General features: G+C 69.0%; 19 protein-coding genes and 1 pseudogene. 14 read left to right on the plus strand and 6 right to left on the minus strand.

The window, feature by feature from the left end; translation table 11 throughout:
• Positions 1 to 7: 7 nt before the first annotated feature.
• The 14 genes and pseudogenes from trmD (at position 8) to ACFY07_RS20935 (ending at position 13701) form a co-directional block, all read left to right on the plus strand.
• Positions 8 to 838 carry a tRNA (guanosine(37)-N1)-methyltransferase TrmD gene (gene trmD, locus ACFY07_RS20870; RefSeq protein ID WP_390870457.1) on the plus strand — a complete coding sequence of 277 codons (831 nt, stop codon included), beginning with the start codon at positions 8 to 10 and terminating at the stop codon, positions 836 to 838.
• A gap of 132 nt (positions 839 to 970) precedes the next feature.
• Positions 971 to 1321: a 50S ribosomal protein L19 gene (gene rplS, locus ACFY07_RS20875; RefSeq protein ID WP_230655068.1), complete on the plus strand. Its 351-nt coding sequence runs from the start codon at positions 971 to 973 to the stop codon at positions 1319 to 1321.
• A 73-nt stretch (positions 1322 to 1394) separates the two neighbouring features.
• Positions 1395 to 2219, plus strand: coding sequence for a signal peptidase I (gene lepB / locus ACFY07_RS20880; protein WP_230655071.1), 825 nt, complete (start codon positions 1395 to 1397; stop codon positions 2217 to 2219).
• Complete coding sequence (lepB, locus tag ACFY07_RS20885; RefSeq protein WP_390870459.1) at positions 2203 to 3261, plus strand: signal peptidase I; 1059 nt, start codon at positions 2203 to 2205, stop codon at positions 3259 to 3261. The genes lepB (ACFY07_RS20880) and lepB (ACFY07_RS20885) overlap by 17 nt, the downstream gene beginning before the upstream one ends.
• Positions 3262 to 3594: 333 nt before the next feature.
• The gene (lepB, locus tag ACFY07_RS20890; protein WP_390870461.1) at positions 3595 to 4455 is read left to right on the plus strand and encodes a signal peptidase I; all 861 of its coding nucleotides are present in this window, start codon (positions 3595 to 3597) and stop codon (positions 4453 to 4455) included.
• 546 nt (positions 4456 to 5001) lie between these two features.
• Positions 5002 to 6009, plus strand: coding sequence for a signal peptidase I (lepB, locus tag ACFY07_RS20895; protein WP_390870463.1), 1008 nt, complete (start codon positions 5002 to 5004; stop codon positions 6007 to 6009).
• Positions 6010 to 6215: 206 nt separating this feature from the next.
• Complete coding sequence (gene lepB / locus ACFY07_RS20900; RefSeq protein ID WP_390870465.1) at positions 6216 to 7031, plus strand: signal peptidase I; 816 nt, start codon at positions 6216 to 6218, stop codon at positions 7029 to 7031.
• A gap of 85 nt (positions 7032 to 7116) precedes the next feature.
• On the plus strand, positions 7117 to 7443 hold the full coding sequence (locus tag ACFY07_RS20905) for a DUF2469 domain-containing protein (RefSeq protein ID WP_055586940.1): 327 nt from the start codon (positions 7117 to 7119) through the stop codon (positions 7441 to 7443).
• Positions 7444 to 7610: 167 nt separating this feature from the next.
• Positions 7611 to 8027: a YraN family protein gene (locus tag ACFY07_RS20910; RefSeq protein WP_230655085.1), complete on the plus strand. Its 417-nt coding sequence runs from the start codon at positions 7611 to 7613 to the stop codon at positions 8025 to 8027.
• A 1-nt stretch (position 8028) separates the two neighbouring features.
• Positions 8029 to 9018: pseudogene (locus ACFY07_RS20915) on the plus strand (ATP-binding protein); the annotation flags it as partial.
• Between the two features lie 81 nt (positions 9019 to 9099).
• Positions 9100 to 10041 carry a hypothetical protein gene (locus ACFY07_RS20920; RefSeq protein WP_390870467.1) on the plus strand — a complete coding sequence of 314 codons (942 nt, stop codon included), beginning with the start codon at positions 9100 to 9102 and terminating at the stop codon, positions 10039 to 10041.
• Positions 10042 to 10089: 48 nt separating this feature from the next.
• Positions 10090 to 10770: a hypothetical protein gene (locus ACFY07_RS20925; RefSeq protein ID WP_390870469.1), complete on the plus strand. Its 681-nt coding sequence runs from the start codon at positions 10090 to 10092 to the stop codon at positions 10768 to 10770.
• A 958-nt stretch (positions 10771 to 11728) separates the two neighbouring features.
• The gene (locus ACFY07_RS20930; RefSeq protein WP_390870470.1) at positions 11729 to 11992 is read left to right on the plus strand and encodes a GntR family transcriptional regulator; all 264 of its coding nucleotides are present in this window, start codon (positions 11729 to 11731) and stop codon (positions 11990 to 11992) included.
• Between the two features lie 59 nt (positions 11993 to 12051).
• The gene (locus ACFY07_RS20935) at positions 12052 to 13701 is read left to right on the plus strand and encodes a DNA methyltransferase (protein ID WP_390870472.1); all 1650 of its coding nucleotides are present in this window, start codon (positions 12052 to 12054) and stop codon (positions 13699 to 13701) included.
• A gap of 104 nt (positions 13702 to 13805) precedes the next feature.
• On the opposite strand, the gene ACFY07_RS20940 is transcribed toward ACFY07_RS20935, so the two are convergent.
• The 6 genes from ACFY07_RS20940 to ACFY07_RS20965 form a co-directional block, all read right to left on the minus strand.
• A complete protein-coding gene (locus tag ACFY07_RS20940) occupies positions 13806 to 14384 on the minus strand; it encodes a recombinase family protein (RefSeq protein WP_390870474.1) in 579 nt (192 codons plus the stop codon).
• Positions 14385 to 14846: 462 nt separating this feature from the next.
• Entirely contained in the window at positions 14847 to 15152 is a 306-nt protein-coding gene (locus tag ACFY07_RS20945; RefSeq protein WP_390870476.1) for a hypothetical protein, read from the minus strand.
• 100 nt (positions 15153 to 15252) lie between these two features.
• Positions 15253 to 15573 (minus strand): HNH endonuclease, encoded by a 321-nt coding sequence (locus ACFY07_RS20950; protein WP_390870478.1) that lies wholly within the window; start codon positions 15571 to 15573, stop codon positions 15253 to 15255.
• 262 nt (positions 15574 to 15835) lie between these two features.
• The gene (locus tag ACFY07_RS20955) at positions 15836 to 16825 is read right to left on the minus strand and encodes an AAA family ATPase (RefSeq protein ID WP_390870480.1); all 990 of its coding nucleotides are present in this window, start codon (positions 16823 to 16825) and stop codon (positions 15836 to 15838) included.
• 75 nt (positions 16826 to 16900) lie between these two features.
• On the minus strand, positions 16901 to 17248 hold the full coding sequence (locus ACFY07_RS20960) for a hypothetical protein (protein WP_390870482.1): 348 nt from the start codon (positions 17246 to 17248) through the stop codon (positions 16901 to 16903).
• 159 nt (positions 17249 to 17407) lie between these two features.
• Positions 17408 to 19018, minus strand: coding sequence for a recombinase family protein (locus ACFY07_RS20965; protein WP_390870484.1), 1611 nt, complete (start codon positions 19016 to 19018; stop codon positions 17408 to 17410).
• Between the last annotated feature and the right edge of the window lie 4 nt (positions 19019 to 19022).

Consider the following 19022-nt stretch of genomic DNA (forward strand, 5'->3'; position numbering starts at 1 on the left):
GGCGCCCATGCGCATCGACGTCGTCACCATCTTCCCCGAGTACCTCGAACCGCTGAACGTGTCGCTGGTCGGCAAGGCCCGCGCCCGCGGGCAGCTCGACGTCCACCTGCACCACCTGCGGGACTGGACCACCGACGTGCACCGCACCGTCGACGACACCCCCTACGGCGGCGGCCCCGGCATGGTCATGAAGCCTGAGCCGTGGGGGGCCGCGCTCGACTCGGTCGTCGAGCAGGGCGCGAAGGAGGCCGGTGAGGGGGCCGTGCCCACCCTGGTGGTGCCCACCCCCAGCGGCCGCCCCTTCACCCAGGCGCTCGCCCAGGACCTGGCCGCCGAGCCGTGGCTCGCCTTCGCCCCCGCCCGCTACGAGGGCATCGACCGCCGCGTCATCGACGAGGCCGCCGACCGGATGCCGGTCGTCGAGGCGTCCATCGGCGACTACGTGCTGGCCGGCGGCGAGGTCGCGGTCCTCGTCATGGTCGAGGCCGTGGCCAGGCTGCTGCCCGGCGTCCTCGGCAACGCCGAGTCGCACCGCGACGACTCCTTCGCCGCCGGCGCCATGGCCGACCTGCTGGAGGGCCCCGTCTACACCAAGCCCGCCGAGTGGCGCGGCCGGACCGTCCCCGAGGTGCTGCTGAGCGGCAACCACGGCCTGATCGCCCGCTGGCGCCGCGAGCAGGCCTTCCGCCGGACCCTGCGCATGCGCCCGGACCTCGTGGGCCGCTGGGACAAGGCCGCCTTCGACAAGCACGACCGCCGGGCGCTCGACGCCCTCGGCGTGGCCTGGGACGACGCGGCCGGCCGATTTCGGCCCGGACCGGACGGTGTGGAACAATAGACCGCTGCTGCGTGGCGTTGCCCCTGCCACGGGGGGAACACCGTCCACCGGGACCCGGTCCCGGCGAGCAGCACCCTCCCGATCCTTCCGAATTCCGTGGGTGACCCGTGGCGCCCATGATGGAGAGTCCCGATGAGCAACCTGCTCGACGTCATCGACTCCGCGTCGCTGCGCGACGACGTCCCCGCCTTCCGCCCCGGTGACACCCTCAAGGTGCACGTCCGGGTCATCGAGGGCAACCGCTCCCGTGTCCAGGTCTTCCAGGGCGTCGTCATCCGCCGCCAGGGCGCGGGCGTCCGCGAGACCTTCACCGTCCGCAAGGTCTCCTTCGGCGTCGGCGTCGAGCGCACCTTCCCGGTCCACACCCCGATCGTCGAGAAGATCGAGGTCGTGACCCGCGGTGCCGTCCGCCGCGCCAAGCTGTACTACCTGCGCGACCTGCGCGGCAAGGCCGCCAAGATCAAGGAGAAGCGCGACCGCTGAGCCGGACCGCGCACGCCCCCGGCTTCGCCCGGGAGTGGGGACCACCCGTTCGAGGCCGGATAGGCTTCGCCCGATGAGCACCCACGAACCCCTCGCGGACCGCGACGGCACGCCCTCCCCCGACCGGGGCGACGGGCGGCCGCCGCGGTCCGCGGCCGTTCCCGGGGCCTCCGACGGGGACCGGACCGCGACCCGCGCCCGACGCGGCCAGGGCCGGCCGAACCGCTGGAACCGGTGGATGGCGGTCCTGGTCTGCCTGCTGCTGCTGGGCCTGGTCAACGCCTCCGTGGCCCAGCCCTACGCCATCCCCTCCCACTCGATGGAGGGCACCCTGCAGGTGGGCGACCGGGTCCTCGTCGACAAGCTCGCCTACGACTTCGGCGGCCGCGTCCGCCGCGGCGACGTCGTCGTCTTCGACGGCCGCGGCTCCTTCCTCCAGGACGACGCCGCCCCCGGCGGCCTCGGCGCCGCCCTGCGCCAGCTCGGCTCCTACCTCGGCCTCACCTCCCCGTCCGAGACCGACTACGTCAAGCGCGTCGTCGGAGTGGGCGGCGACCGCGTCGTCTGCTGCGACCGGCAGGGCCGGATCACCGTCGACGGCGTGCCGCTGGACGAGTCCGGGTACCTGTTCCCGGGCGACACCGCCTCCTCGGTGCCCTTCGACGTGGAGGTCCCGGCCGGGAAGCTCTGGGTGATGGGCGACCACCGCAGCGACTCCCGGGACTCCCGGGACCACCTCGGCGAACCGGGCGGCGGATTCGTCCCCGAGGACAAGGTGATCGGTCGGGCCGACTGGGTCGTATATCCCTTCGGGCACTGGCGGCACCTCCGGCGCCCCGGGGCGTACGACGCGGTGGACGCGGCAGGGAGGAGCGGTCGGCATGGGGACCAGGGGTAGGCCGCGGGTCGCCGACCCGCCGCCCGGCGGGGGGTCCGCGCCCGACCGGACGGCCGCCGCCGCCGTCGGCTCCGGCTCCGGCTCCGGGGCCGACGGTCCCGGGCGCGACGGCAGGCGCCGCCGCAGCTCCGGCCTCAGCCGGGCCGAGCGCCGCCGCATCGCCCGCCGTGCGGCCCGCCGCCGCAAGCGCTCCTTCCTGCGGGAGCTCCCGGTGGTCGCGGGCGTCGCCCTCGTGATCGCCCTGCTGCTGAAGACGTTCCTGCTCCAGGTCTTCGTGATCCCGTCCGGGTCCATGGAGGACACGATCAAGATCGGCGACCGGGTGCTGGTGGACAAGCTCACCCCCTGGTTCGGCAAGGAGTACCGGCGCGGCGACGTGGTGGTCTTCCGCGACCCCGGCAACTGGCTGCCGCCCGACGAGCGCAGGGCCTCCGAGGACGGGCCGGTGGTCCGCGGCGTGAAGCAGGCGTTCACGGCCGTCGGCCTGCTGCCCTCCGACAACGAGGGCGACCTGATCAAGCGGGTCATCGGCGTCGGCGGCGACACCGTGGCCTGCTGCGACCGCAGCGGCAGGCTCACCGTCAACGGCACGGCCGTGGACGAGCCGTACGTGGCGCCGGGCAACCCGGCCTCCCGCATCACCTTCAAGGTGGCCGTCCCCCGCGGCAGGCTCTGGGTGATGGGCGACCACCGCGACCTGTCGGCCGACTCGCGCTTCCACATGACCGACTTCGGCAACGGCACCATCCCGCTCTCGAACGTCATCGGCCGCGCCGTCGTGGTGGCCTGGCCCGTCCCGCGCTTCCACCGGCTGCCCGAACCCGCCTCGCTCTCCGTCCTCCCCCCGCCGCCCGGCAGCGTGATCGGTGCGGCGGGACCCCTCCCGGCCGCCGTCCCGGACCCCGGCGGCCGCGTCGGCGGGTCCGCGCAGCCGGACGCCGCGAGGCCGGATCCCGGGGAACCCCCGCTCGTTATGGGTGTGGCGGGGGCGCTGCCCTTCGCCGTCCGCCGGTGGCGCAGGGGCGCCACCCCTCGCGGCTGAACGGCGGTCCCCGCCGTGCGTGGCTGACGGCGGGCCACCTCTGCGGGTGGTAGAGAGGGTGGGGTGCGCGGTGCGTGGTCGTGCCGGGTGCCTTGGAGGTTGCCGGTGTGCGGTGTGCGGTGTGCCGTGCAGGACCGGGAGCAGGCGGTGCCGCGGGGCGGTGCCGTATTCGGCGTGGGCGCGGGTGCGCCTGCAGTGCAGGGAGGAGATGTCGTGGGGGATCTGGTGACCGGCGCCCGTTCGGGGGCCGGTGGGCCCGAGGACCCCGGCAGCCGTACCGCGGGCTCCGTGGACGACCCGGGCGGACCGCCGAGCACGGAGGACGGTACGACCATGTCCGAGCATCCGCAGCCGGACCGCGCGCCGGAGCCGGAGAAGCCGGAGCGGGCGCGGCCCGGGACGAAGCAGCGGTCCTTCTGGAAGGAGCTGCCGATCCTGGTCGGCATCGCGCTGGTGCTGGCGCTGGTGATCAAGACCTTCTTCGTGCAGGCGTTCTCGATCCCGTCGGAGTCCATGCAGAACACCCTGCAGAAGGGCGACCGGGTGCTGGTGGACAAGCTGACGCCGTGGTTCGGCGCGGAGCCGGAGCGCGGTGAGGTCGTCGTCTTCAAGGACCCCGGCAACTGGCTCGGCGACGAGCCCGTGGAGACCTCCGGCGGTCTCGCCGGCGGCCTTCAGAAGGTCCTCGGGTGGGTCGGTCTGATGCCGTCGGCGGACGAGAAGGACCTGATCAAGCGGGTCATCGGGGTCGGCGGCGACACCGTGGAGTGCCACGGCAGCGGGCCGGTGGAGGTCAACGGCAAGGCGCTGGACGAGCCGTACGTCTTCCCCGGCGCCCCCGCGTGCGACCCGGACAAGCAGTTCACCGTGAAGGTGCCGGACGGGCGGATCTGGGTGATGGGCGACCACCGCAACGACTCGTCGGACTCGCGCTTCCACATGGACGAGCCCGGGGGCGGCACGGTGCCGGTGAAGAACGTCGTCGGCCGGGCCTTCGTCGTCGCGTGGCCGCTCGCCCGCTGGGCGACGCTGCCGGTCCCCGGCACCTTCCACCAGCCGGGCCTGTCCGCCGCGGGCTCCCTCGTCCCGCCGGCCGCCGGGCTCGCCGGTGCGGTGCCGCTGACCCTGCTCCTGCGCCGCCGACGGGCCGCCGTGCCCGGGAGCGCCCCGGAGGGGGCCGGTCCGGAGGCGTAGCCGCGGGGCTCCCCGGCAGAACGGCAGAACGGCACGGCGGCACGGGCCGCGGCGCCGCCCGGACACCCCCGGGCGGCACCGCGGCCCGTTCCGTGCCCGGTGCGGGCCCGGCGGGCATCCGGTCCGTCCTGCCGTTCCGGGTCACCGGGCCACCGTCCCCCGGCGCCTCCTCGGGACCGGTTCCCCCGTCCCGCCCACGCCGCGGTCAACATCTCGGTCAACCCCTCCGGCCCGGCGCCGTGAGGCCGGATCCCGGGGAACCCCCGCTCGTTATGGGTGGGGCGCGGCCCCGCCCTCCGCCGTCCGCCGCGGGCGGAGGAGCGCCCGTCCCTGCGGCCGGACGGCGGCCGCGCGCGGGCCGGGCGGACGGTTCCCGCGGGTGGTGGAGAGGGTGGGGTGCGCGGTGCGTGGTCGTGCCGGGTGCCTTGGAGGTTGCCGGTGTGCGGTGTGCGGTGTGCCGTGCAGGACCGGGAGCAGGCGGTGCCGCGGGGCGGTGCCGTATTCGGCGTGGGCGCGGGTGCGCCTGCAGTGCAGGGAGGAGATGTCGTGGGGGATCTGGTGACCGGCGCCCGTTCGGGGGCCGGTGGGCCCGAGGACCCCGGCAGCCGTACCGCGGGCTCCGTGGACGACCCGGGAGCCGGCGGACTCGCGGTGGAGCGGACCTCCGGTGCCGCAGCGGGAGCCGCCGCCGGGACGGACACCGCCGGCCACGGAGGGCCGGACGGCCGGTCCGGTCCGGGGGAGGCCGGGCGTCCCGGGAAGGGCGCCCGGAAGCCGGGGCAGCAGCGGTCCTTCTGGAAGGAGCTGCCGATCCTGGTCGGCATCGCGCTGGTGCTGGCGCTGGTGATCAAGACCTTCTTCGTGCAGGCGTTCTCGATCCCGTCGGGGTCCATGCAGAACACCCTGCAGAAGGGTGACCGGGTGCTGGTGGACAAGCTGACGCCGTGGTTCGGCGCGGGGCCCGAGCGCGGCGAGGCCGTCGTCTTCCACGACCCGGGCGGCTGGCTGCCCGAGGAGCCCGTGCAGCGCGGCAGCGGCGCGGTGCGGGGGCTGCAGAAGGTCCTCGGGTGGGTCGGTCTGATGCCGTCGGCGGACGAGAAGGACCTGATCAAGCGGGTCATCGGGGTCGGCGGCGACACCGTGGAGTGCCACGGCAGCGGGCCGGTGGAGGTCAACGGCAAGGCGCTGGACGAGCCGTACGTCTTCCCCGGCGCCCCCGCGTGCGACCCGGACAAGCAGTTCACCGTCAAGGTGCCGGACGGGCGGATCTGGGTGATGGGCGACCACCGCAACGACTCGTCGGACTCGCGCTTCCACATGGACGAGCCCGGGGGCGGCACGGTGCCGGTGAAGAACGTCGTCGGCCGGGCCTTCGTCGTCGCGTGGCCGCTCGCCCGCTGGGCGACGCTGCCGGTCCCCGGCACCTTCCACCAGCCCGGCCTGTCCGCCGCGGGCTCCCTCGTCCCGCCGGCCGCCGGGCTCGCCGGTGCGGTGCCGCTGACCCTGCTGGTCCGCCGCAGCCGCCGCAGCTGCCGCACGCGGGCCTCGGCCTGACACCGTCCCGGGTGACCGTCCGTGACCGGAATGCTCCGCCCCGGCCCTTGCGCGGGCCGCGGTACCGGCGAGTAGTCTGCTCGGACGTGCCGCGGCCCGCCCGTCCGTGCGCCCGCCGGCCCCGGTACGGCTGTCGAGGCGGCCGCCCCGGGCGGTCCGCGGGAGGACGCCGGACCCCGGGGCTCGGCCGAGCTGGGACGGTGCCCATGAGCAGGACCGCCGGTGAGACCGCGGGCGAGGCCCCCGGGACGGCCGGGCCGCAGCCCGCGACGACCCCCGGGACCGCCGGTCCGCAGCCCGCGCCCGCCCCGGCAGGGGCGCCCGGCCGCCGGCTGTCCGCCGTGCTGCAGGGCGTCGTCATCGCGCTCGGGCTGGTGCTCATGGTCGGCGGCTTCGGCGTGGTCGCCGTCGGCTACCGCCCCTACAGCGTGCCCACCGACTCCATGGAGCCCACGGTCCGTCCGGGCGACATCGTGCTGGCCCGCACGAGCGACGGCAAGGACGTCGGCCGCGGTGACGTCGTGGTCTTCCGCGACTCCGGCTGGGGCGGCGCCCTGATGGTCAAGCGCGTGGTGGCCGTGGGCGGCGACACCATCGTCTGCTGCGACGCCCGGCAGCGGATCGCCGTCGACGGCACCGCGATCGACGAGCCGTACCTCGCGCACGGCTACAACGCCGGCAAGTTCTCCGTGAGGATCCCGCAGGGGCGCCTCTTCCTCATGGGCGACAACCGGCTGGGATCGCTCGACTCCCGCGTCCACCTCGACCAGGCGTCGGGCACCGTGCCCGCGAGCGACGTGGTCGGCCGGGTCGAGGGCACCGCCTGGCCGATGGCGCGGATGGGCGGCATCGACCGCACGGCCGCCTTCGACGCGGTCCGCGGGCCGGGCGCGGCCTCCGCCCACGGCCCGCTGGTCCCGGCCGCCCTCGTCTCGGCGGCCGGTGCCCTGCTCGTCCTGGTGACCGCGGCGGTCGGCCCGGCCGCGGAGCTGCTCCGCAGACTGCGCCGCCGGGCCCGGTAGGGCAGGTGGCGGCCCCGCCGCGGCCTCCGCGGACCCGCCGGTGGTCCACAATGGGAGGACGCACGACAGCTAAGGGGACGTGGGGATGAGTGCCGAGGACCTCGAGAAGTACGAGACCGAGATGGAGCTCAAGCTCTACCGGGAGTACCGCGACGTCGTCGGCCTCTTCAAATTCGTCATCGAGACCGAGCGCCGCTTCTACCTCACCAACGACTACGAGCTGCAGGTCCACTCCGTGCAGGGCGAGGTCTTCTTCGAGGTCTCGATGGCCGACGCCTGGGTCTGGGACATGTACCGGCCGGCCCGGTTCGTCCGCAAGGTGAGGGTCCTGACCTTCAAGGACGTCAACGTCGAGGAGCTCGCCAAGACCGATCTGGAGCTGCCCTCCGACGAGGCCGGCTTCGGCCGCTGAGCCCCCGGGCCGGCTCCGGCCCGACCCCGTCGCGTCAACCCGGTCCCGCCGGATTCACCCCTGAGGGTGGGCGCCGTCCTCCACACCCCCCGGGTTCTCCACAGGAATCCGGCCCTCCGCCCGCGTCCGCCCCGCCTCCGGCACGCTCCGTGCCGGAGGTGACCGCCGTGACCCACCCACGCACCGCCCTCGGCCGCTACGGCGAGGAGGTGGCCGCCCGCCGTCTGGCGGAGGCAGGCCTGACCGTCCTGGAGCGCAACTGGCGCTGCCGGGAGGGGGAGCTCGACATCGTCGCCCTGGAGGGCGACACCCTCGCCGTCTGCGAGGTCAAGACCCGCCGCGAGAACGGCTTCCAGCAGCCCGCGGAGGCCCTCACCGAGGCCAAGGCCGAGCGGCTGCGCAGGCTCGCCGCCCGCTGGCTCGACGAGCGGTGGCCGGTCCACCTCTCCCGCCTCGCCGCGGCACCGCCCGGACCGCCCCGCCCCGCCGCCCCGCCGCCCGGCGGCGTCCGCATCGACCTCATCGCTGTCACCGGCCGCCGCCGCGGCGCCGCCCTGGTCGAGCACCTGCGCGGGGTGGTGTGACGTGGCCTTCGCCCGCACCTGCTCGGTCGCGCTGCTCGGCGTCGACGGCGTGGTGGTCGAGGTCCAGGCCGACCTCGAACCCGGGGTCGCCGCCTTCACCCTGGTCGGCCTCCCCGACAAGGCCCTCACCGAGGCCCGCGACCGGGTGCGCGCCGCCGTCGCCAACAGCGGCGAGAGCTGGCCGCAGCGCAAGCTCACCGTCGGCCTCAGCCCCGCCTCCGTGCCCAAGAGCGGCAGCGGCTTCGACCTCGCGGTGGCGTGCGCCGTCCTCGCCGCGGCGGAGCGGCTCGACCCCGACCGCATCGCCGACCTGCTCATCGTGGGCGAGCTCGGCCTCGACGGCCGCGTCCGGCCGGTACGGGGCGTGCTGCCCGCCGTCCTCGCCGCCGCCGACGCGGGGTACCGCGAGGTCGTCGTCCCCGAGCAGACCGCCTCCGAGGCGGCCCTCGTCCCCGGGGTCTCGGTCCTCGGGGTGCGCAGCCTGCGCCAGCTGGTCGCCGTCCTCACCGGCGAGGCCGTCCCCGACGAGCCGCCCGACCGGGACGCCCCCGGGCGCCCCGACCCCCTCCTGGCGGGGCTCGCCCTCCCCGGCACCGGCGTCCGCGGCCTCGCCGGGACACCCGCCCACCGCCGCGACATGGCGGACGTCGCAGGCCAGTACGAGGCCCGCCGCGCCCTGGAGATCGCCGCCGCCGGCGGCCACCACCTCTACCTCAAGGGGCCGCCGGGCGCGGGCAAGACCATGCTCGCCGAACGGCTCCCCGGACTGCTGCCGCCGCTGAGGCCCGAGGAGGCGCTGGAGGTCACCGCCGTGCACTCGGTCGCCGGGCTCCTCCCGCCCGGGCGCCCGCTGATCGACACCGCCCCCTACTGCGCGCCCCACCACTCCACCACCATGCCCGCCGTCATCGGCGGCGGCAGCGGGCTGCCCCGGCCGGGTGCGGTCTCCCTCGCCCACCGGGGCGTGCTGTTCCTGGACGATCGGAGGGAACCAGAATGACGCCGAAAGATCATGAAGTGGCCTCGCGGCGGCTGCAACCGCCCGAGGCCCGACACCGAAGAGGCAACTTCGATGTTCGTGCATCGTAACCGGCATGCTCACGGCTTCACCACGATGCCGAACGGCATCCTTCGTCACCCGCGTCTGTCCCTCACCGCGCGCGGGCTCCTCGGGCACCTGCTGAGCCTGCCGGACGGCAGCCGAGAGACCATCCAGACCGTTGCGGAGAAGGTCTCCGAGGGGCGCCTGAGGGTCCGCAAGGCTATGGCCGAGCTGGAGGCCGAGGGGTACGTGCGGCGCGTCCGCCAGCAGGACCCCGAGACCGGCACGTGGACGACGGCCGTGCACGTCTCCGACCTTCCTGTGACCGAGGTACCGAGTGACAGGATCCTGACCGTCGGTTCACCGGCCGGTCGGGCCGTCGGCCGCTCTCCCAAGGGAGTAAAGAACCCTGGTGAAGAACCCTCCCCGAAGCGCGTGGCGCCGAAGGCGGCCGAGAAGGCCGCTGAGACGGCCGAGGGCGGGCGGGGGGATGCTCCGCAGACGGAGACGGCGCCTACGGCGGAGATCGGCCGCGCAGCGGCCATGCTGGGCCGTCTGGGCGCCTATGAGGCGAAGCTTAGCCTGTCGGCCGCCGACTGCCTGTCCCTGGCGCCCCTGGCCGCCCGGTGGCTCGACCGTGGCGTGTCCGAGCTGGAGATTCGCAACGTCCTGGCCGCCGGTCTGCCCGCGTCCGTGCACGCCCCGGCGAAGCTCGTTGCCAACCGCCTCGAAAGGAAGCTCCCGGCCCCCCGGAAGACCGTCGAGGCCGTCGCCCTGGCCGAGTGCGCCGAGTGCGGCCTTCCGCTTCCCCGTGGCCAGCGCGCGGGCATCTGTGGCCGCTGTGCGGGTGTAGCTGTCCCCGCGGATTCTCCCTCCGACGTGACCGACTGGCGGTCCTCTCTTCGCCGCTCCGGCGTCATCGCGCCGAGTCTCGGCCGCGCGAAGGTACGTGCCGCTCTGTCCCGGGCCTGAGCCCGAACCCTGCCGACTTCCCCTCGCCGCTCACCCGGAGAAGCCTTCATGTCTGTCTACCCCTGGTACGCCCGTGCCGCCGCAACGGTCGGTCGTCCCGTCGTCCTGGCCGCCGCCCTGGCCATGTCCGCCCCCGGCGAGTACGCCTTGGCCCGTCTCGCCGGATGGGCCCCGGCCGTTGCGTGGCTCATGCCGGTAACGCTCAGCGTCTACGCGGGCGTTGCGGCTGTCATCGCTGCAACGCGACCCCGAGGCGCGGCGGGACGCGTCTCGGCCGTAGTCGGTTCGCTGGCCGCCCTCGGCCTGGCCCTGGCGGCTCAGATGGTCGCCCACCTGATCGAGACGGGACACATGGCGTCGGGTGCCTGGCTCGTGGCCGCCACGTCGGCCGTGCCACCGGTGGTTGTTGCCCATCTTCTTCACTTGGCGTCTCCGCCCCAGGGAGAGCCGCAGCCGGCCAAAGAGCCGGACGGACGGGGCGAGCTGGAGACGACTCCTGAGCCGCCCCAGGAAGCCGACAGTGACCCTGCCGTCCTGGCGTTGCTGTCCGCGCCCGAGGAAGCCGGGAACGTCGTCCCGGTTGCCGTGGCCGAGACGCTGACCGGGGTACCCGCGTCCACGATCCGCACGTGGTTGTCCCGTGGACTGATCCAGCGTCGGGGACGCCGAGGACGTGCCGTCCTGGTGGACGTGCGAGACGTTCGCGCCCAGCGCCCCGAGACGGCCTGAGCCGTTGTAAGCCTTGGCAGTTGACGAGAAGCCCCGGCCATCGGGCCGGGGCTTCTGTATGCTGCGACTGTGGGCACCGCAACTTGCCCTCCAGTGCTGAGTAAGGCTGACTCCTCGCGCTCCGGCGAGCGTGAGGAAGCCGAGACTCTGGAACACGAAGCCGTGTCGTATTGCGGTAGTTGCAAGAAGCACCGCATGACACGAGATCTTGATTCGCCGGGCAAGCATCTCGGTTCAGACCATCGTTTGGGTGGTCGGACCGAGGCTGCCCGCCGCCGGACCGGCCGCCCCCAAGGGGAAGGTTTCTCGGTCCCAATGGATGCCAAATGGGCTCTGGCCATCGTCTGCGCGCTGTCTGGACTTGCGTACATCACGCGCCAGGTGCCTCACTTCTGCCGAGAGCTGATCAAGGCCATCCGCGCCGTGCGCGCAGTCGTCCGGGAGCTGAGGGGTGAGACTTCAGGCTCAGCCGACCGTGAGCCCGAGGATCGGCCAGAGCCTGACTCCGACGAGAGCACGAGCCGTCGGGGTGACAAGACTGAACGCGTTGGGTAGCTGAAGCGGCCCCAAAGACGCCAGAAGGCCCCGGCCTCTACGAGGAAGCGCCGGGGCCTCTGGGGGAGGGCCTACTGATCGGCTGTTTCGGCTCTCTCGCGGTGCTCAGGCGCGCATCGAGGGCACTCGCAGGGCGGGAACGCCAGCGAGTACGGGTCTGCTATTTCGCCGTCTCCGATGGTTCGTCGCGGCCCCCAGGTGCGGCCGCTGTCTCGGCTTACTCGAAGGGTCATACGATCGGGCATGTCGGCGCTCCTATGTAGCGTCGGCCGGCCCCGGGGTGTTCGCGCACCGCCGGGGCGCTTCGCAACTCAACTGCACCATACTGCTCTATGCCGCTTCATAGGGCGGCATGCCGCTACCTCCTGCTGCGAGGTGCTGTGTCCCGATCTACGTTCGATGCATGGCAGAGTCGCCCGTGGACCCGTCGGCACCCGAGTACGTCTATCGGCAGGTTGCTGATCACATCGCCGCCGAGATTGCGGCGAGGACGCTTCGTCCCGGCGCACGGCTACCGGGGGAGCGCGCCTTGGCCGAGCAGTACGGCGTTGCCGTCGGCACAGCTCGTCGCGCTATCCAGGAGCTGCGAGACAGGGGGCTGGCCGTCACGCTGCCAGCCAAGGGGACCTTCATCGCATCGCCAGAGGATCGATCCGGCGGCAACTAGGGGAAGAAGATCGCGCATCGTACGTGCGCCAAGCATGGGTGCTCTGGCAAGCTTCCGTCATGGCGACGAAGCAGAGCGACGGCGAGTGGCGTAACAAGCTCTTCTACGGGGACAACCTCGGTTTACTTCGCGAGAGCATCCCGTCGGGATCGGTCGACCTTGTCTACCTTGACCCGCCCTTCAACTCCAACCGCTCATATAATGTGCTGTTCAAGCAGAAGAGCGGAGAAGAGTCGCCGGCCCAGATTGAGGCTTTTGACGATACGTGGACCTGGAATCACGAAACCGAGGCTCTGTTCATCGAGCTCGTCAATGGTGGTTCCACTGTCCGAGTGGCAGAAGCTCTTGAAGCTATGCGCAAGCTTCTCGGCGATAACGATGTGCTTGCCTATCTGGTCATGATGACTGCGCGGCTCGTAGAACTGCATCGGGTCCTTAAGCCCACCGGATCGCTGTATCTCCACTGCGATCCAACCGCGAGCCACTATCTCAAGATAGTGCTAGACGCTATCTTCGGTGCCGCTCAGTACAAAAACGAGATTGTTTGGCGCAGGACGTCCACGGTGAAGGGTAATTCCGGTCAGGGCGCCCGCCACTTCGGGCGCAACTCCGATAGGATTCTTTTCTACACCAAGTCTGACCAGTATACCTTTAACCAGATCTATCAGCCGTACTCAGATGAGTACATCAGGGAAAAGTTTAGCTACGTCGAAGAAGGTACCGGAAGACAATTTCAGACGGTAAGCATGCTGGGTCCAGGGGGCGCAGCAAAGGGAAACCCGTTCTATGAAGTTCTTGGTGTCTCCCGCCACTGGAGATACAGCAAGAGCGAGATGCAAAGGCTGATTGACGAAGGGCGAGTGCATCAAAGCAAACCCGGAGTGGTTCCCCGGCGCAAGTACTATCTTGACGAGGGGAAGGGCGTTGAGCTCCAGGCCCTTTGGGCGGATATTGACGCCCTAAACTCCCGGGCCATCGAGCGTCTCGGGTATCCGACTCAGAAGCCTTTGTCTTTGCTGGAAAGAATTATCACGGCAAGCAGTAATCCGGGCGATGTCATCCTTGACCCATTCTGCGGCTGCGGCACTACGATCGATGCTGCACAGAAGCTAGGCCGACGTTGGGTTGGGATGGACATAACTACGATCGCTATCGACCTGATTGACTCTCGCTTGCGTCACATCTTTGGCGAGTCCGTGGCCGAGGGGTATGAGATTCTCGGCATCCCCACGGAGATGGATGGTGCCGCGACGCTGTTCGCTCGATCGCCCTTCGAGTTCGAACGTTGGTGCGTCATGCAGGTTAATGGCCAGCCGAATGAGAAGCAGGTCGGAGACAAGGGCATTGATGGAGTGATCCGTGTTGCCATTGATGCCAAGGGGAACTCTCATCGTGTCTTGGTTTCCGTTAAAGGCGGAGCCACAAATCCTGGCCATGTGCGCGACCTGATAGGGACAGTGGCGTCAGAGAAGGCAGCCATGGGCGTCTTCATCACGATGAAGAAGCCGACGAAGGCCATGATCGAAGCAGCCAACCGCTCGGGCGTGTACACCTCCCCCTTCAATGGTAGCCAATACCCTAAAGTCCAAATCATCACGGTTGAAGAGTTGCTTCAGGGTAAGAAGCCGAACCTTCCGGCAACTCTAAATCCGTACTTCCAGGCTCAACGCCGATACGATGACAATTTCGAGAAGGTTGCACTCTTCTAGCTGCTCACTCGCAAGGCGCTTTTGCGTACGATAGGCCCCCGCTTTGGGCGGGGGCCTATCGTTTGTTCGCTGTTGCTCCAATGGCTGGAGACGCCGAGGGGGCCCTACTGGCCCAGGTGGCGGTACAGAGTCGCCCGAGAGACCCCGAGGGCCTTGGAGATCGCGCTCACGCTTTCACCCTTTGCCTTCCTCGCGCGGGCAACCGCCAGGACGTCTTCATTCACCACAGACGGCCGGCCACCGGTCCGACCCTGAGCCTTTGCCGCCTCCAGGCCAGCACGAGTTCGATCCTTGATCAGGCTTCGCTCAAACTCGGCCATCGCCGCGATGATCTGGAAGAACAGGCGCCCATCGGCAGAGGTGGTGTCCACGGCGCTGAGGGCGCCGGTAACGACCTTGAAGCCGATCCCGCGCTGTGCGAGGCCGTCAACGATGGTCACAAGGTCGATCAGGGACCGGCCGAGGCGGTCGAGCTTCCATACGACCAGCGTGTCCCCAGCCCGCATGTAGTCGAGAACGGCAGCCAACTCGGGGCGGTCGGTGTTCTTGCCCGAAGCCTTGTCCTCGAAGACGCGGGAGCATCCTGCCGCCTTCAGTGCGTCCCTCTGAAGCTGTGCTTCCTGATCGTCAGTCGAGACGCGGGCGTAGCCGATGAGGTGACCGGTCGGGGTGTTCGTCGTCATGCCTAGATCGTCTCACAACTCGTCTCAAAACATCAAGCCTCGAAAGGGGGTTGTGAGACGGGTTGTGAACACCCGAAGGGCCGTCTCTCGGCCTCCTGGGCGCGCGTCTCACAAACCATCGTTTTTGAACACCTCGAAGGGCGGCCCCGTGTGGAGTGATGAGGAGTCATCCGGAGCCATGCGACGAGGAGTCGCTACGAAGAGTTAAGGTCCGTCACAGATTCCCACCAGTTCGGGCTAATCTGCGGCCGTGCGAGGCGAGGGAAGGACGCGGGTCCGGGGAAGGCGTCCGAAAAAGTTTCGGACCCCCCTACCCCCTGACGTTGGTCGGATGTTGCCCACAGTTGGGCTCTGAGGGCCGTTGTGAGCGCCCGAGAGAGCCGCCGGTCTCCGACCATCCGTAGGGAGCACAGAAGGGCCGGAGAACGTCTCTCCGGCCCCTCGCCTCAGCCTGCCAGTGTTCTACTCGGAGACTCCGTGTGTGCGGTCCCACTCGGTTACGTCCCATGCATCGACGCGGACAACGCGCGTCTGCCACCCGGCATGAGTAAAGGCCGCACTGACGGCCTGGCTGGCCATCTCGGCCACGTCCCCAAGGGACGGGGCCTGAACCGTCATCGTCACCTCGGTCCGACCATCCCAGAACTGCGCCGTAGGCGCGTACCTCAGAAGATCCCCAGTCACCGCATCCAGCGCGTCGGCCGCGCTGTCTCCGGACAGGTTGCGCCCGTCATGGGCAACCCTGACGATGGCCTGATACTCGGGCACCGTTTAAACCCCCTGCACCATCTAGAAGCGGAGAAGGGGCGCGCGTGAGCGGCCCCTTCGAGGATTTGATCATACAGCCATCGATGACTTAGAACGGCTCCTAGGCCGTTCTGTTCCCTCGGCTGTAGTTGCACGGCCCGCAGGCCGGGCGAAGGTTACTCAGGTTATTCGTTCCGCCTCGGCTGAGCGGAACGATGTGATCGGCGGTACCCGCCGGCCGAAGATTGCAGAGAGAGCAAAGCGGATTGCCCGCGAGGACAATCCGCCTGTTCCGTCGATACTCGGCGTTGTACCCGCGCTCGGCCGGAGACGGCCGCACGCGAGCCTTCTCGCGCATACGCGCTCTAGCCTTGGCGCAAGGCTCACAGCGTGAGCCGAGCGAGTAGAGCCGCTTGCAGCGGCCACACATAGACATAGGCATAGCTACTCCTGATCGGCGCCCCGCGATCGAGCGGGGGCGCCTCTTCTATTGCTTTGGTTACTTGGCCTCGGCTTCCGCCCGGCCAAGGAAGACAGATAGCGCGCCCCGATCGAGGGGGCGCGTAGTGATAGTCACCACCTGGCCTTCGTTCCTCGGCCAGGGGATTGATAGAGAAGTGGTTGAGTGGGTGTTGGGGGTGGAGCCTGCGACACCCCCTTAGGGACAACACAACAACACCCCAACACCACAACGCCCGGCGGTTTCAGGCCGCCACGGCCAACGCCCAAGAGTCACCGTCACCACGGGTCAACATGGCCCCGTAGGCGCGCTTGCTGGAAAGGTTGCTCGAATAGGTCGAGGCCGCCCCGCCGAACCTGTCAGCGAGGCTTTGAGCCGTCTTCCTCACTCCCATGCCCTGGCAGTCCGAGACGACGTAGGCCGCTATCACCGCGTTCTTGTCCAGCGTGGCCTTATCGCGGTCGCGCCGCTTAGCTTCCCCATCGGCCTTTACCGCCTCAGCATCCTGGCGGTCGACTACGGTGAATCGCGCACCGGTCCCGTGCTCCAGGAGCACGGTGTGAGGCTCCACATGGTTGCCTGAGAAACGCAGGCTCAACCTGCCCCGACTACGGGACACAAAACATCTGTGCCGCACCGACTGAGAGATAGCTGAGGAGCCCATCGGGAGATTACTCTTCCCCCTCTCTCCCGACTTTTCAGAGGAGTGTCCCACGATGACTACAGGGATGCCGGCCCGAGTGAACATGCGGACGCCCTCGAAGAAGTCCCGAATGGCTCCATCATCGTTCACGCTACCTCCGGCGGCCTGAGTCAGGTTGTCGATCACAACGAAGTTGAAGCCGCCTCGAATGATCTGCCGGTAGAGCGATTCCCACATGGCACGGGAACGCATCACCGGAAGCTGAAAGCAGCGTACAGGCAGGTTCACGCCCTCAGGGACGACAGTCTGAATTCGCTGGCCGTACTCCGCGGCTGCTCCGTCGTCCGTGGCACAGATAGCGACGTTCCAGCCCCGCGACTCGATTCCGCGACCAAGGAAGTCGCGGCCCATGGCGAGCGATGCGATCAGGGCGGAAACGATGTATGACTTACCGACCTTCGCCTCCCCGTAGAGCAGAGTGGAGGTAGCGGAGATCATTCCATCGATGATGAAGTGAGCCTGCGTCTCGGCAGCTTTCACCATGTCTTTCCAGTCAAGAGGGGAGAAGTCAAACTCGGTCTCGGCAGTCAAAAATTATCTCCTCAGGCATGAGAAAGCCCCGACTTGCGTCGGGGCTGAGGTTGAACGGTGTGGCCGCTTGCCGGCCTACTGCTCTATAGATTCGAGGAAGGCCGCGGCCTGGCTGTACTCCTCGGCCAGGCGCCGCAGCTCGACCGAGGACAGGCCGCCCATGCCGGGGTATACCGGGAGCCGGTAGCCGCCCTGGCCGTCGGCCAGGAAGTATTCGACGCCTCGGGTCACGGTCCCGTCGGGCTCCAGGCCGTACACGTCGGCCGACAAGCCGAGGCTGCTCCTCGCGGTCGGTACCGCCACCAGGACGTTGCCGCCGTCGCTCATGTCCTCCCAGTAGTACGCCGTCCCCTTCTCGGCCGTCGAGGGGTCGAAGACGGGAAGCGTCTTCGCCTCGGCAGGAGTCAGGTCGTCATACGCCACGGCATCCCCTAATGGTGTTTAAACGCGCCGCCCTCTTTGGGCTGGCGCCGTCCTCACCGCTGTTCTACCGCGCACAGGGTGGCGGTTTCAAGGAGAGTCATCCGAGCGCAGTGAGACTCCGAAACGTGTAAACGCTCAGGGGCGTTCCTCGGTTGCCCGCTACTCGTCGCCAAGCCGCGCCAGATGGCGTAGGGTCCTCACAGCCTCAATCTCCATCACGATGCGCTTTCCGGAAGGGTCGCCGTTCGCTGGAACGAAGCTGAAGGATCCATCTGGAATCACCGGCTCAGGGTGCACGATGGCACGTACTCCCGCTTCCCGAAGCTCCTTATTCCGCTCCTTATGCGAGGGCAGGCGGTCCCAGCGGTCCCGATACGTCTCTCCCGTCGGCTCCTCGATCCACTCGTCTTCGCGCTCGGGAAGAGCGGCTAGAGACTCCTCCTGTGCTTCGAGCTTGCGCCACATGTTGCGGAATTCCTCCTTGCCCGCCTCGGATGAGTAGAGGCCGGCACGGCGATCCTCCATAAGTTCCTTCATGGCTCGCCGTACGTCTGCCTTCTCGGCCGAGTAATCAGCCCCAGGAACGAGAACCTTCCGCACAATCTCATCATTGCCGACGATGCTCAGGAAAGTGCTGATAACGGTCTCTTCGAGTTCTTCGGCTTTGATCGAAGGAAGAGAGCAGGAGGTGCCCGAGCGGGCCCGCTTCCCGCACCGGTAATACATGCCCCCTCGGCCGCGGTTCCGATAAAGAGGATCGCCGCAGACGCCGCAATAGGCGACACGAAGAAGCGGGGAACCGCCCTCCCGGTTCCCGGCCTTCTTGTTACTGTTCTTATCTAGAGCAGCCTGTAGCTGTTCCCATTCGGTGCGAGAGAGAATCGGCTCTGCCCGCTGAAGCGGCAGACCGTCCTCTCCGCGAACTATGCGAGTGATTTTTTCTTTCTTGCCTGCGACCATGACAGTTTCTGTCATCTCCGCATGGCCAAGAAGCGTGTGTGAGCGGAGCATCCTTATGAGATTCCCTACGCGCCACTCGGCACCCGAAGCCTCTTTCCCTGCACGGAGACGCTGAGCGTCCAAGGGGACCGGAAACCCCTGCTCGTTCAACCAGCGACAGACGCTGTTGGTCGAGGCTCCTTCAATTACCTTCTTGGCAATGGCCTGCATTACTTCGGCTGTCTCAGGATCGACCTCAAGGCGCCACCCGTCACCTGCATCATTCTTCGCGGGGCGATAACCATATGGCACGAAGCCGCCTCGCCAACGCCCCTTGCGCATCAGATGGGTATACGAAGAGCGTGCGCGCTCCTTAATCGACTCTAGCTCGCCTTCCGCCAGGGAACCGAGGATATTAACGAAGATTCGCCCCACGGGGGATTGAACGTCGAACTTCTCGGAAGTCGAGGCAAGTAGCTTGCCGTTCTCCACGCACCATTCAATCAAGGTATTTAGATGAATGACGCGCCGAGAGAATCGATCGAGTCGCCATGCGGCCATGATGTCGAAGTCCCGCGCCCGCGACTCCTGCCACGCTCGACGCTCCGCCTCAACGGTGGGGTTCGTGCCGATGGTCGCCGGTAGCCACTTGCCCAGTTCGGGGCGAAGCCACGGCGCGACGCCGCCGGACACGTCCACGTCTTCAGCCCACCCGACGACCACGTGTCCTTCCTGGTCGGCCCACGTGGTGATGTACTGCCGTTGCCGAGCTATCGACGTGCTGTCGTCCCTGTCTCGGGACAGGCGGACCACACCGAGGACCCTGGCCACTCTG

This window comes from Streptomyces sp. NPDC001380, assembly GCF_042895785.1.
Lineage (GTDB): Bacteria > Actinomycetota > Actinomycetes > Streptomycetales > Streptomycetaceae > Peterkaempfera.